The 14,805-nt window shown below is 37.7% G+C and carries 12 protein-coding genes; 5 read left to right on the top strand and 7 right to left on the bottom strand.

The window, feature by feature from the left end; all coding sequences use genetic code 11:
* Positions 1-150: 150 nt before the first annotated feature.
* Complete coding sequence (locus tag ACOMA7_RS07365) at positions 151-1,173, bottom strand: YeiH family protein (protein ID WP_054608570.1); 1,023 nt, start codon at positions 1,171-1,173, stop codon at positions 151-153.
* 148 nt (positions 1,174-1,321) lie between these two features.
* Between ACOMA7_RS07365 and ACOMA7_RS07360 the strand changes: the two genes are divergently transcribed.
* Positions 1,322-1,564 (top strand): hypothetical protein, encoded by a 243-nt coding sequence (locus ACOMA7_RS07360; protein WP_054608569.1) that lies wholly within the window; start codon positions 1,322-1,324, stop codon positions 1,562-1,564.
* Positions 1,565-1,604: 40 nt separating this feature from the next.
* Here ACOMA7_RS07360 and ACOMA7_RS07355 read toward each other — a convergent pair whose 3' ends face one another.
* From ACOMA7_RS07355 to ACOMA7_RS07340, 4 genes are all read right to left on the bottom strand, one after another.
* Positions 1,605-2,981 (bottom strand): DHA2 family efflux MFS transporter permease subunit, encoded by a 1,377-nt coding sequence (locus tag ACOMA7_RS07355; protein WP_421393048.1) that lies wholly within the window; start codon positions 2,979-2,981, stop codon positions 1,605-1,607.
* Positions 2,982-2,983: 2 nt separating this feature from the next.
* Complete coding sequence (locus ACOMA7_RS07350; protein ID WP_263502842.1) at positions 2,984-3,406, bottom strand: MarR family winged helix-turn-helix transcriptional regulator; 423 nt, start codon at positions 3,404-3,406, stop codon at positions 2,984-2,986.
* Between the two features lie 114 nt (positions 3,407-3,520).
* Positions 3,521-4,258, bottom strand: a complete 738-nt coding sequence (locus ACOMA7_RS07345) for an amino acid ABC transporter ATP-binding protein (protein WP_053792184.1) — start codon at positions 4,256-4,258, stop codon at positions 3,521-3,523.
* Positions 4,255-5,700, bottom strand: coding sequence for an amino acid ABC transporter substrate-binding protein/permease (locus tag ACOMA7_RS07340; RefSeq protein WP_414827136.1), 1,446 nt, complete (start codon positions 5,698-5,700; stop codon positions 4,255-4,257). Before ACOMA7_RS07340 ends, ACOMA7_RS07345 begins: the two co-directional genes overlap by 4 nt.
* 412 nt (positions 5,701-6,112) lie before the next feature.
* Between ACOMA7_RS07340 and ACOMA7_RS07335 the strand changes: the two genes are divergently transcribed.
* Positions 6,113-8,209, top strand: coding sequence for an AAA family ATPase (locus ACOMA7_RS07335; protein WP_421393043.1), 2,097 nt, complete (start codon positions 6,113-6,115; stop codon positions 8,207-8,209).
* Positions 8,210-8,254: 45 nt separating this feature from the next.
* Here the strand turns inward: ACOMA7_RS07335 and ACOMA7_RS07330 are convergent, their stop codons facing one another.
* Complete coding sequence (locus tag ACOMA7_RS07330) at positions 8,255-8,626, bottom strand: GtrA family protein (RefSeq protein ID WP_421393040.1); 372 nt, start codon at positions 8,624-8,626, stop codon at positions 8,255-8,257.
* A gap of 420 nt (positions 8,627-9,046) precedes the next feature.
* Here ACOMA7_RS07330 and ACOMA7_RS07325 point away from each other — a divergent pair, with 420 nt between their 5' ends.
* On the top strand, positions 9,047-9,814 hold the full coding sequence (locus ACOMA7_RS07325; protein WP_421393037.1) for a methylenetetrahydrofolate reductase: 768 nt from the start codon (positions 9,047-9,049) through the stop codon (positions 9,812-9,814).
* Between the two features lie 60 nt (positions 9,815-9,874).
* On the opposite strand, the gene ACOMA7_RS07320 is transcribed toward ACOMA7_RS07325, so the two are convergent.
* A complete protein-coding gene (locus ACOMA7_RS07320; RefSeq protein WP_054608564.1) occupies positions 9,875-11,503 on the bottom strand; it encodes a malolactic enzyme in 1,629 nt (542 codons plus the stop codon).
* Positions 11,504-11,640: 137 nt separating this feature from the next.
* Here ACOMA7_RS07320 and ACOMA7_RS07315 point away from each other — a divergent pair, with 137 nt between their 5' ends.
* On the top strand, positions 11,641-12,522 hold the full coding sequence (locus tag ACOMA7_RS07315) for a LysR substrate-binding domain-containing protein (RefSeq protein WP_053793090.1): 882 nt from the start codon (positions 11,641-11,643) through the stop codon (positions 12,520-12,522).
* A gap of 145 nt (positions 12,523-12,667) precedes the next feature.
* The gene (locus ACOMA7_RS07310; protein WP_421393032.1) at positions 12,668-14,653 is read left to right on the top strand and encodes a lectin-like domain-containing protein; all 1,986 of its coding nucleotides are present in this window, start codon (positions 12,668-12,670) and stop codon (positions 14,651-14,653) included.
* Positions 14,654-14,805: the final 152 nt, after the last annotated feature.

The raw sequence follows: 14,805 nt of genomic DNA, 5'->3' as shown, positions 1-14,805 counted from the left end.
CTTATTAATAATTTTTGTAAATCCTAAACCATTATAATAATCTTTAATGGCAGCTAATTTTAATTCTTTAGAAAACATAAAAGAACCCCTTAGGTTAGATTTCTCCAACTCAAGGGGTTCAGTTCACTAGGCATTTGCCTAGTCTTTTTATTATGCGTGAATTAACAGCTTGATTAAGATTAGTGCCACAATGGTTTGAATTAGACCAACTGAAACACTGTAAATGGCAAAACGCTTTCCAGCCTTTAGGAACGCCTTTAAGTTTAGACGTAAACCAATAGCGGCTAGTGCGATGATTTCACACCATGAGCTCAATAGGTGAGCAGTGTTACCGATGAAAGCTGGAAGGTGGAAGAAACTATTTAGGATACAGAAGATTAAGAACCATAGAACGTACCATGGTAGAAAATCAATCTTACCTTTCTTTACTTCTGCTTCAACTTCTTTTTCGGCGTTAGCTAATGCTTCGTTTTTAGCATGAATGCGTGCAAACACAGTAACCACAACCACTAGCATGATGATTCGCATAATCTTGAATAGAGTTGCGAATTGGACGGTAGTTTGGTTAACCATCGTTGCACTGGCGATAACTTGTCCAACTGATTGAACGGTACCACCAATCAAGGCACCACGTAGCATGTCAACGTGACCAAATACCATGGTACCGATGACTGGAAGAGCTAGCATCATTACGGTTCCCATTAGGTTTACCAATGTGATACTCATTCCGGCATCTTCGTCGGAAGCATTAATGACTGGTTTGATGGAAGCAATCGCTGATGATCCACAAACCGCGTTACCACCGGCCATGCAAAGGTAAATTCCTTCACCGAAGTGAAGCCACTTACCAATCATGATGGCAGCGATAATGGTGATGGTCATTTGGATGATGATGAATAGTAATCCGGACCAGTGTAATTGAAGAATGGTTTGGAAAGTGATGGTAAGGCCAAGTAGCATTACTGAGTATTCCAGTAATCGTTTTTCAGCAAACTTGGTACCAGCACTTAGAACTGGTTGTTTTAAAACGGTGTTACCCAACACGATTCCGATTAGGATTGCGATGGTGGCTCCACCGATGTTTGGAATAATAGCTGTAAGAAATTGACTAATAATTGCAATAATAGCTGCAGCTAGAAATCCAATGGTACGTTTTTTAATCGTATCAATCATATGAATTTCTCCTTTATTTATAATATTTAAATTATATCACGTATGACAACCCTTCTAAACCGTTGAATTGTTAAGCTTTAGTTAATATGATTTTGATAATATCGCCATATCACGTATAATTATAAGTAATAGGAGTGATAACTTATATATGTGGACCATAATTTCGATTCTTATTTTACTTATCCTTGAAATTTATAATGTGGTTAGAAACATTAGAAACAACCGTGTCATTAGAGACACATTGAACAATTATGACAACGTTGTGAAAGTACGTGCCATGATTGAAGAACATGATGAAGATAGCGAGGTTGTTAAAGCTATCAAGGATGAATTCAATGTTAGTTTTTATCCTGCAACTAAAATTTTTATTAGCGTCAGAAAAATGAAGTAAAACAAAAGCCTAACGTTTAACACGTTAGGCTTTTTTATTGTTATTTACGTTTTACAACGGAATTTAAAATTAGACTAGCAATCACGATTAATACAAGTAGTAAAATCAACGCATGAAGTGATCCAACCGCAGTTCCGTTTGCTTCATTATTGCTACTCAATTGACTGATGGTAATGATAGCTGAAACGATGGAAGTAGCGATGGCACCTGAGATTTGTTGGATGGTGTTGAAGACGGCGTTTCCGTCGGTTCTTTGTTCACCATTTAGTTGGCTTAATCCACTTGTCATGATGTTACCAAATGATAATCCCATGCATAGCATGTAGATTACGTAGAAGATTAAAATCATGGCGTTACTCAAGTGAGTACCGAAGATGGTGAATAATACCAAACCAATTAGTCCGAATAACATTCCTAGTGCTAGTGGCTTGTAAGCACCGAAACGGTCGTACAAACTACCGGATAGTGGGGCAAAGACTGCACCAATTGCGGCACCAGGTAATACCAATAGACCGGCGATGAACGCTGATGAGTGGTTTACGATTTGCACGTAGTTAGGCAAGATGAATGATAAACCTAGTGTAATGAATTGTAGGATAAAGAATCCAACAATGTGACCAGCGAACTTGTGATTTTGTAATACGGATAGGTCCAAGATGGCGTTCTTACTTCTAATGCAGTGCGTGTAAAGGGTAATTAAAGCAATCACACCAATGATGATTGGAAGAATGACAACGGAACTTAGGATGTTTCCGGCACCCATGTTTGAGAATCCATAAACTAGACCGGTGAAGGTAATCACGATTAGGATTAGTCCGACAAAGTCTAGGCTAGTCTTTTCAATTTTACGTTTTTGTTCGATGTTTAAGACACCCAAGATTAAAGAAATCACTAGGATTGGTAATAGGATGGCGAAGATGTAACGCCAACCGATTGAAGATACCACGATTCCACCGAAAGTAGGACCAACGGCAGGGGCGATGGCGGTAATCAAGTTACCAACCCCCATCATCACACCGATTTTTTCGGCAGGCACTTGATCTAAGATGATGTTAAACATCAATGGTAGGGCAATCCCGGTTCCAAAACCTTGGATCACACGACCTAGTAATAATACTGAAAATGTTGGGGCGCATAGGTCGCACACAACCCCTAGAATAAATAGTAAATTGGCAACGATAAATAATTGCTTGGTTTTAAAGTTACGGTTCAATATTGCAGAAAGTGGTACAACGATTGAAACGATTAGTAAATAGATTGTAGTCATCCATTGAACAGTACTGGTTCCGACGTTAAAGTCGTGCATCAAAGTCGGAAATGTGATGTTCATTGAAGTTTCAATGACAACACCACTAAAGGACATGATTCCAGCTGCGATGACTGATAGTAATGTCTTTAATGAAATTTTGCTATCCATTATTAATCCCCCATGTGTTTAATGATTTTATCTAAGCTACTCTCTAGGGCAGCGTATTCTTCATCAGACAAGAAACTATGGATTTGTTGTTGCGTTTCAACCATGAACTTTTGAATGTCGTCTTCGTATTGAACAGCTAAATCGGTTAGGATAACCTGTTTTTGACGAGCGTCCTTGTTCGATTCAACACGGCGGACTAATCCCTTATCTTCCATACGTTTCAATAGCGTTGAAGCGGTGGAACGACGGATGTTAAATTCGTGTTCGATGTCTTTTTGAAACATTTCTTGATCGTAAAATAGGGTCAAGAAGTCGATTACAGACATCTGCATACTTGTTAAATCGTATTGAATCGCAAACTTATCAAATTGCTTGGTAAGTTGGGTTGATGCAATCTTTAGCTGTCTTCCAATATTTTCTGTCATGAATATCACTTCCTAGATTTTGTTAGCATGCTAACAATTATAAAAGGGACAAAATAAAAATGCAAGCAAAAAATGCACAAAAAAAGAACCCCGCATAGGCGAGGTTCTTTAATACTAGACTTCCAAAATCTTTGATAGGAATGATTTTAGACGATCGTTCTTAGGGTGGTTGAAGATTTCATCTGGAGTACCTTCTTCTTGGATGATACCGTCATCAACGAATACCACACGGTCAGCAACTTCTTTAGCGAAGCCCATTTCGTGGGTAACAACAACCATTGTCATACCTTTTTCTTTAGCTAGCTTCTTCATAACGTTTAAAACGTCACCGACCATTTCAGGGTCAAGAGCAGAAGTAGGTTCATCGAATAGCATGATGTCTGGGTTCATTGCTAAAGCACGGGCGATAGCAACACGTTGTTTTTGACCACCAGATAGTGAACTTACTGAAGCGTCGAATTTGTTTTCCAAACCAACAACTTGTAGTAACTTCTTAGCTTGTTTTACAGCATCTTCTTTTGATAGCTTACCTAATTCAACAGGGGCTAACATGATGTTTTTACCAACTGATAGGTTGTTAAATAGGTTAAAGTGTTGGAACACCATACCGATTTGTTCACGAACCTTATCGATATCAACACCTTTTTTGGCGATGTCAGTACCGTGAACAACAACTGAACCTGAAGTTGGTTCTTCTAACTTGTTTAAAGTTCTTAATAGAGTTGACTTACCAGAACCAGAAGGGCCGATAATAACAACTACTTCGTTATCTTTAACTTCTAGATCTACACCACGTAAGACATGGTTGTCTGCGTATTGCTTGTGTAAATCAGTTACTTTAATTTTGCTCATATCTTAGCTCTCCTTTTTACCCAGTTTGATAGCCAAGTTAATAGGGTAATTACAATTAGGTAGATAATTGCAACCATTGCCCAAACTTTGAATCCTTCAAGGTTTCTAGCGATGATAATCTTACCAGTTTGAGTAAGTTCTAGAATACCGATAATTGATAGGATTGAAGTATCCTTCAAGGTAATGATGAATTGGTTAATGAATGATGGAACCATTAACTTAACACCTTGAGGTAGGATAACCTTTCTCATTGACTTACCGAATGGTAAACCAAGTGATCGAGCGGCTTCCATTTGACCTTTATCAACTGATTCAATACCACCCTTAACAAAGGCAGCAATGTATGCACCTTCATCTAACATCAACGTGATAACCCCAGCTACGAAAGCAGGAATTCTAGTACCAGTTAATGTAGGAATACCAGTGTAGATAAATAATGCTAGAACCAATAGAGGCATACCTCTAAATAAGTAGATAACTGTCGATGATAACCAACGGAAGAACTTGATTGGTAGAACACCAAATAATCCGAAGATTACACCAAAGATGGTTGCGAAGAAGATTGAAACAATTGTTAACCATAGGGTTTGTAGGAAACCTTGCCATAGGAAAGTCTTGTTTTGTTTTAAGATACCAAAGAATGAATGAGTATCTGCAGCGTTCTTCTTAGCGTTTAAGTATCTATCGATGATCTTTTTGTATTCACCGTTTTTCTTTAGGTGAGCTAGACCTACGTTGAACTTCTTTAGTAGTTCTTGGTTAGTACCTTTTTTAACACCGAATGCAACTGGAGTACCAGCAGCTGGTTTAGTAACGATTTTTAGTTTAGTACCTTGGTTGATACCGTATTTTAATACGGGTTCGTCATCGAAACATGCAGCTGAGTTACCAGTTAACACATCTTCGTAGACGTTACTTGAATCATCAAAAGTACTAATCTTGAATCCATATTTCTTTTGAATTGATTGTGCGTATTGAGCACCAGTAGTACCAGTCTTAACTGCGACTGTCTTACCACGTAGGTCCTTTAGACCCTTAATGTTGTCGGTATTTTGAGATACGGCCATAACAACACCTGAGTTGTAGTAAGGATCTGAGAAATCAAATGAACCTTTACGTTCAGGGGTTACGGACATACCCGCAACCATACCATTTAGTTGTCCTGCTTGAACGGATTGGATTAATCCACTAAAGCTGGAAGCTTTCCAGTTAATTTTGAAATGTTGGTCTTTTGCAATTGCGTTGAATAAATCAATATCGATACCAACATATTTATTGTTGTCGTTTGCAAATTCAAATGGTGGGAATGTAACATCCATACCAATTTGGTAAGTCTTTTCTGCAGCATGTGTCTTACTAGGTGCTGAGAATAAACCAAATGCAACGACGAATCCAACAGTTAATGCCATTAACCATCGAATTACTGATGAATGTCGCTTCATTAGTAAAACCCCTTTTCAAAGTAGTATTTCTTTTCCACGTTATATTTCATAACATTGTATGTTTTTATCATATCAGAACGGACGGGCGTTGTATATCTGAAAACACGATTTTTTTAAAAAAGTTAAGTTTTGATGTCATAAAACATAACATATTAATAGATGTATAAGTTGAAAGTCAAAACTTTATAAAAATTTTACCTTTGATCAAACCCATATTTATCAAGGGTTTTCAGCTCTTATGTAAGAAAAAGGTCAAAAAAGGTCAAATTTAGTATTGAATTATGTAATTTAGGTGGTATTATATTCTTTGGATAAGGAAATAAGAGAACAACTAAAAGCCTTATCTAATACATGCCGTGTTTGGCTAATGTATTTGAAAATAAAATATTATATGAAATGTGAGGGATGTACTATGGCAAGAAGTCCATTTGATCCATTTAACGATGATTTTGACAAAATTTTTAACCAATTTTTAGGCGATACAGGTAACTCAAATACCCAACGTCGATACATGATTAATGGTCAAGAAGTTACCCCAGAACAATTAGAAGAATTAAGAAGAAGTGGCCAACTACAAGGTGGCCAACCTAATACCCAACAAAAAGCTGCATCTAATAAAGGAGGAATTCTTGAAAAGTTAGGTCGAAACTTAACTCAAGAAGCTAGAGATAATAAGTTAGACCCAGTAATTGGAAGAGACAAGGAAATCCAAGAAACTGCTGAAGTATTATCCAGAAGAATCAAGAACAACCCTGTATTAGTTGGTGACGCCGGTGTCGGTAAGACTGCCGTTGTTGAAGGCTTAGCTCAAGCAATTGTTAAGGGTGACGTACCTGCATCAATTAAGAATAAGGAAGTTATTAGTATTGATATCTCTGGTCTAGAAGCCGGAACTCAATACCGTGGTAGTTTTGAAGAAAACATTCAAAACTTAATTAAGGAAGTCAAAGAAAAGGGTAACATTATCCTATTCTTCGACGAAATCCACCAAATCCTAGGTGCTGGTAATGCCGGCGACGAAAGTGGATCCAAGGGATTAGCAGACATTATCAAGCCTGCATTATCTCGTGGTGAAATTACCGTTATCGGTGCTACTACTCAAGATGAATACAGAAACACAATTCTAAAGGACGCTGCTTTGTCACGTCGTTTCAATGAAGTGCAAATTAAGGCACCAAGCGAAGAAACTACTTTAGCAATCTTGAAGGGTATTCGTCCATTATATGAAGAACACCACAATGTGATTTTACCTGACGAAGTATTGAAAGCTGCTGTAGATTACTCAGTTCAATACATTCCACAAAGAAGTTTACCTGACAAGGCTATTGACTTAGTAGATATGACTGCTGCACACTTGGCTGCTCAACACCCAGTCTTAGATCAAAAGCAAATCGAAGACGAAATTGAAACTGAAAAGAAAGCTCAAGAAGCTGCTGCAGCTAAGGAAGATTACGAATCAGCATTAAACCACAAGAACAAGATTGAAGAACTACAAAAGCAAATCGACAACAAGAGTGACGAAAAGAAAGTTACTGCTACTGTCAACGATGTTGCTAAGTCAGTTGAAAGATTGACTGGTGTTCCTGTTGCTAAGATGAGCAGCACTGACATCGAAAGATTAAAGACTATGGGCGACCGTCTAAAGGGTAAGGTAATTGGTCAAGACGAAGCTGTTGCCGCAGTCGCTCGTGCCATTCGTAGAAATCGTGCCGGTTTTGACGAAGGTAACCGTCCAATTGGTTCATTCTTATTCGTAGGTCCTACTGGTGTAGGTAAGACTGAACTTGCTAAGCAATTAGCTAAGGACATGTTTGGTAACAAGAACAACATTATCCGTCTAGATATGTCAGAATACTCCGACCCAACTGCAGTTTCCAAGTTAATCGGTGCCTCAGCTGGATACGTTGGATACAACGACAACAACAATACTTTGACTGAAAAGGTTCGTAGAAACCCTTACTCAATCGTATTACTAGATGAAATCGAAAAGGCTAACCCACAAGTGCTAACACTTCTATTACAAGTATTAGACGATGGTCGTTTAACAGACGGTCAAGGAAATGTGGTTAACTTCAAGAACACTGTTGTAATTGCTACTTCAAACGCCGGATTCGGTAACGAAGCACTTACTGGTGAAGACGACAAGGACAAGAAGTTAATGGATCGTCTAGCTCCATACTTCCGTCCAGAATTCTTAAACAGATTCAACGCAATTGTTGAATTCTCCCACTTAACAAAGGATGACTTGAAAGAAATTGTCGACTTAATGTTAGCAGACGTAAATGCTACATTAGCTAAGAAAGACATGGACGTTGTCGTATCAGATGACGTTAAGGACTACTTAATCGAACAAGGATACGACGAAGCCATGGGAGCTCGTCCACTACGTCGAGTAGTTGAACAAGAAATCAGAGACAAGATTACTGACTTCTACCTAGACCATGAAGACATTAAGCACTTAAAGGCTGAAATGGAAGATGGTACTGTCGTAATTAGTGAAAACAAGTAATCTGAATAACGAAAAGAGACCGTTTGGTAGGGACGGTCTCTTTTTTTATTTGAACACCCATAGTTTGCTTAGTACAAAGTTAACTGGAACGGTCACAATTAATGTTAGTACCGGGACAATTTGTTCGTTAATAGATGTGTAGACAGATAATAGGTAGGTTAATAGTACTGTTAAACACCATGTGAACACGTAGGTAGAATAATATTTAATTGCGGTTCTAGTAACGTTGCCGCTAGTCTTGAACACCCATTTTTTATTGATGGTTAAACCAATCAAAGTTGTGGTACCATATCCGATTGCCATGGCAATGGTAGGTGATGTAATCCGCCATAGGAACGTATAAATTAAATAGGTTAGTACTGTGTTAATGAATCCAACGATACCAAATTTGAAAAATTGCTTAATAATATTAATCATTTATTTTCTCCGTGTGAAATCATTTGAACTTATATAGTAGTATATACCAAAATTATTTTTTATATGGAAATCTTTTAATAGTATGCTATTATGATTTCAAAATATTTAACTATTCAAAAGCGAAAGTGGGAAATCGGTATGATTAAGCTTTTAAGATATATTAATTTGATAATAGTTTCTGTTCTGACAGGGATGTACTTATTTGGCCCACATAAATATCAAAATACTGCGTTTATTATTCTATTTGTATTGAATTTAATCTGCCTTGCTGTGACATATATCAGAAAAAGACGTAAATAAATTATGCGGACGATTTGATTTGTGGAAATAAAGACAAAAGAGGCTTCCTATAAAAGGAGGCCTCTTTTTTATACGGATGGTATATAATGAAAACAATAATTAATCAAAAAGGAGATTCGCATGTCCTTACAATATTCTTTTGAGATTACACCCAACATTGATCAAGTTAACCTGGATGGTTTATTAAAACTAAATCCGGAATTCATCTCGATTACCGATAGAAATCACGACATGGATAACCTGCTACAAAGCATTCAAATTGCCGACTACATTCATGCCAATTCATCCGTTGATGTCGTCATTCATCTGACTGGAATCGACAAGGATGAAAAAAGAGTCCAAGAGATGATTGATTTGATGCAACAACACGATATCCACAGCGTGCTGGCACTGCGTGGCGATAAGTTATCGCAAAATGATACGGCGGTGACATTTCCACATGCTGATCGACTAATTGAATTTATCAATCAAAAGTATCCACATGTGAATATCTCTGGCACTTGCTACTTAAATAGTAGTGACGAAGAAATGAAATGGTTGAGACAAAAGATTGAAAAGGGATGCACGAATCTGATTTCACAGTTTAGCTTTGACGCAAATGATTACGTTGATTATTTAAATCAAATTGAAATCGATACGCCAATCTGGTTTGGGATTATGCCGGTAATTTCGATATCACAAGCAGAAAAGATGCTAAACATGACTCATTCGACTGCTCCAGATGAACTGAATGCTTTGATGAATCAGCATGGCGATGAGTTCGGTGAGGATGGTGTGCAATACACCGCGGGGATAATTAATAAAATCAAACAAGCGGGTGCTAGCCACATTCATTTGTATTCATTAAATAATGCGGAAAACACTGAAAAGATTATTAATAAAATTTAGCGCACAAAAAAAGACGCCCTTCGGCGTCTTTTTTTATACACACATCATCTAAAAGAGAGATTAATACTTAGGTTCCCACTTAGTATCTTCGATAGCTTTATCAACATCTTTGATGTCTTCACGTGTAAGACCACGTTTTACAGCGCTATCGGCAACAGCCTTAGCTACAGTAGTTGAGAATTGATCCAACTTAGAAACTGGAGGTAAGACAGCAGCACCTGGTTTGTCAGTGTCGACAATACCACCAAGTGAGTGGGCAGCTGCGGAAATCATTTCGTCATCTAGAACAGTTGCTGTAGCAGCAATTGCACCTAGACCTAGACCTGGGTATACAAGGGCGTTGTTAGCTTGACCGATTTGGTAAGTAGTACCGTTGTATTCAATATCGTTAACTGGGATACCAGTACCGATAAGAGCTTTACCGTCAGTCCATTTTAGTAAGTCTTCAGCCTTAGCTTCAGCCAACTTAGTTGGGTTTGAGATAGGGAAGATGATTGGACGTTCAGTGTGAGCAGCCATGTCCTTAACGATTTCTTCAGTGAAAGTGTTTGGTTGAGTTGAAGTACCAACTAGGATAGTTGGGTGAACTTCTTTAACAACTGCTTCTAGAGTAGTTAGTGAATCTGCGTTATCAAATTCGCTACGGCTTCTAGCAAATGGTTTTTGTTGAGGAGTCAAAGTATCGTCGTCATCGAACAATAGACCTTGCTTATCAACTAGGTAGAAGTGCTTCTTAGCTTCTTCTGGGTCCATACCTTGTTGTACGAATTCATCGTATACACGAGAAACGATACCAGTACCGGCTGAACCTGCACCAAATGATACGTAAGTTTGGTCCTTCATTTCTTCACCAGAAATGTTTAATGCACCTAAGATACCTGCTAGAACGATGATACCAGTACCTTGGATATCATCATTGAATACAGTGTACTTGTCTTTGTATCTGTCTAGAATTTCAGCAGCGTTGCTACGACCGAAGTCTTCGAAATGTAGGTACATTTCTGGGAACATTTCTTCAGCGTCTTCCACGAAAGTATCAACGAACTTGTGGTATTTTTCACCGTAAACACGTTCGTGTCTGTTACCTAAGTACATTGGGTCCTTAAGTAATTCTTCGTTGTTAGTACCAGCATCTAGCACAACAGGTAGAACTTGGCTAGGATCGATACCAGCAGCGGCAGTGTAAACCATTAGTTTACCAACAGCGATATCAACACCGTTAGTAGCCCAGTCACCAATACCTAAGATACCTTCAGCATCAGTAACTACGATTAGACGGATGTCTCTGCCTTCAGCAGCATTCTTTAATGAAGTCTTAATTGAATCTAGATCATCATCGATTGATAAGAATGTAGCGTTTTGTGGTTGAACGAATAGTTCACTGTAGTTTTCAATAGTTTCAGCGATTGTTGGATCGTATACGATTGGCATAAATTCAACAACGTGTTGTGAGAATAACTTGTAGAATAGAACACGGTTTTCATTAAATAGAGTCATTAAGAAAACACGTTTTTCTAAATCTGATGGTTTGCTTTGGAATTGAGCGTAAGCTTGGTCCACTTGTTCTTGTAAAGTTTGAACGTATGGTGGAAGCATTCCTTCTAAACCAAGTTCTTTTCTTTCTTCTTTAGTAAATGCAGTACCCTTATTCTTGAAAGGATTGTTTAAAATATCATATCCAAAAGACATAGTACTTACCTCTTTTCATAATTTATATATAGATAATAATACATGGGTATTTTTATAGTCAAAACTTAGTGTTATAATAAATATAATTTATATCTAAAAATAAAACCTTTTTATATCAACGCTGGGAGGCGTTTTTTATGAACACCAGAGACCTAGAATATTTTATAAGCTTAACGGAATTAAAAGTTTTTTCGAAAGTTGCTGAAGAATTTAAGGTAAGTCAACCTACCATTACTTTCGCTCTGCAACGATTGGAAAAAGAGATGGACGCTAAGTTGATTATTAGACATCGTACCCATGGCGAACTCATTGTAACCGATAGTGGGAAACAATTGTTGAACCACGCTCGCGCAATCATTCGTCATTTTGACGTTGCTAAGCGCAATATCGCCAACTTGAAGGCCAAAAAAGTTTCAATCGGGCTACCACCAATTATTGAAACGAGATACTTTCCTACAATTGCTCAACATTTAAAGGAAAGAAAATTATTAAACAGCATTATTACTTACGAATATGGATCAGAAACGACCAAGTCTGCCTTGAAGAATGGGGAATTAGATTTAGCATTGCTAGGTTCTAACAACCCATTGGAAGATCCAGATATCGAAACAGAAGAAATCGAAAGAATTCCATTCTGTGCATACGTTTCAAAGGACCATCCACTAGCCAACGAAGGAAAAATTCATTTTGCTGACTTAGCCAAGGAAGACTTTGTACTATTTAAACAAGGATTTACCCAAAATGAATCGTTTAATCAATTAGCTAAGCGCAATTCATTTCATCCAAACGTGATTTTCAGATCAAATGAAACCAACAACATCATGAGTCTGATTTCCAACAACGTTGGTGTCGGATTTTTTAACTCATTAGTTCAGGTTCCAGATGGGGTAGTGAAATTAGAATTCTTAGACGAAGATATGCCAATGTTTGTTACCAACCTGGTTTACCTAAAATCACATTACTTCAATGACTTTCAAAAGGAAGTCTTGGATGTTATTAGAGATTCTCTTAAAAGATAACTATAAAAAGTCCTAAGTTTAATCTTAGGACTTTTTTGTATATTTTTTCTTAAAAATCTTTAGATATTCTTAATGTTATATATACTGCAATGACGCCGTTTTTCATCTAAAATTAACATTAATAGAAAAGATGGAGGAGACCATAATGAACAAAGAAACTAAAGAAAAAAAGATTTTGCATAAAGTTAAAAAGAACTGGGTCGTTATTGGAATGGCGACAGTTTCTTTGCTGGGAACTGGTTATGCAGGTCTTCACAATGATATTGTGCCTGTCACTGTTGTAGCTAATGCTGATGACAACTTAAGTGATAAAGGTCCGGTTACAATTAACATTAATAAAGATGATTTTTTAAACTACTTTCATTTAATTAGAGATGCTTCATATGATCAAAATACTGGTGTAATTACTTTGACTCCCGATGCTCAAATAAAAACTGGTGGGGTGTCATTAAAAAATAAAATTTCAATGAACAGAAGTTTCGTTCTTAAGGGTTCTATTTATGCTGGGGATAAGTTGGACTCACAAGGAGGAGCTGATGGATTAGCAATATTCTTACATCCTAACTCTGTTAATACTCCAGTAAACCCTGGTGGATCTGCTGGAATGTGGGGAATTCCAAATGCTGTTGGATTCAAAGTCGATACTTTCTATAACAAACGAGATGATGATCCGCTACCAGCCGGTGATAATGTACAGTATGACGGTGAAGCAAATGCACCATTTGCAGCATTTACTTATACTAATGCAAACGGTGTTTCTGAAAAGTTGAAGAATGAACCTACAGTACAATGGTTAAATACTAAGAACTTTTTAAATAAAGATGCTAAATTTATGCCATTTGTTTTTTCATACGACTCTGACACTCGTACATTTACTGTTAATTTTGATGATAAAACATGGACTCAAAAGTATACTGGCAATGATAACAATATGGTTCTAGTTATTAGTGCCGCTACAGGTTTAAGTCATAACTTACAACAAGTCCAATTAGACAGTTTCTCTTACTCAGCAGAACCATTATATTTGGATCAACAAAAAGCCATGGATGATCTAAATAAGACTGCAAATAATACCACAGATAAAATTAATGGTGATGACAAACTTTCTAGTGACCAAAAGAATAATCAAAATCAAAAAGTTTCTGACGAGTTGCAAAAATCGTTAGATAACGTGCAACAACAAACTACTTCTGATGGAGTAACCAAAGCTCAAGAAGATGGGAAAAAATCGATTGAGAATCAATATGTTCCTGGTTCACAATTAAACCCAGAAAGTAGTAGCGCACAAAGTTCATCTGCAAGTAGCAGTGCACAAAGCTCAACACAAAGTTCCGCTGAAAGCAGCAAGGCTGAAAGTTCCGCGCAAAGCTCATCTGCAAGTAGCAGTGCACAAAGTTCTGCACAAAGTTCTGCAGAAAGCAGCAAGGCAGAAAGCTCAGCGCAAAGTTCCGCAGAAAACAACAGTACACAAAGCTCATCTGCAAGTAGTAGTGCAGAGAGTTCCGCTGAAAGCAGTAAAGCAGAAAGTTCAGCACAAAGTTCTGCAGAAAACAGCAGTGCACAAAGCTCATCTGCAAGTAGTAGTGCAGAGAGTTCCGCTGAAAGCAGTAGCGCAGAAAGCTCAGCCAACAGCAGCAGTGCTCAAAGTTCGGCACACAGCAGTAGTGCGGAAAGCTCAGCCCAAAGTAGTGATGCTCAAAGTTCAGCCCAAAGCAGCAGTGCTCAAAGCTCAGCACAAGGTAGCAGTGCCGAAAGTTCATCCCAAAGTAGTAGTGCTGGAAGTTCAGCCAACAGCAGCAGTGCGGAAAGCTCAGCCCAAAGCAGCAGTGTTGGGAGTTCCGCTTCAAATCATGTAGTTGTACCAGGTTCATCAAGCCATGATAACCACAATGGTAATCCAGACACTGATAAGAATGAAACATCAACACAGTCTGAAGAAAGCCACAAGAATAACGCTGTTAACCCTTCAGCTGAACATAAAGGAACTACTAATCCTGTAAATAAAGATGCAAACCGTTTACCACAAACAGGTGATCAAACACATGAAAATGTCGTTGTTGCCGTTGGTACTGCATTGATTTCAATCGCATTAGGTTTAGCATTCTTCGCATCAAGAAGAAAACGCAAGTAATAATAAAAAGACTCCGCTTGGCGGGGTGAACTGAACCCCTTGAGTTGGAGAAATCTAACCTAAGGGGTTCTTTTATGTTTTCTAAAGAATTAAAATTAGCTGCCATTAAAGATTATTATAATGGTTTAGGATTTACAAAAATTATTAATAAG

Origin of the sequence: Apilactobacillus intestinapis, from assembly GCF_049166695.1 — a bacterium.
GTDB classification, from domain to species: domain Bacteria; phylum Bacillota; class Bacilli; order Lactobacillales; family Lactobacillaceae; genus Apilactobacillus; species Apilactobacillus kunkeei_C.
This window is presented reverse-complemented; position numbering and strand designations above follow the sequence as displayed.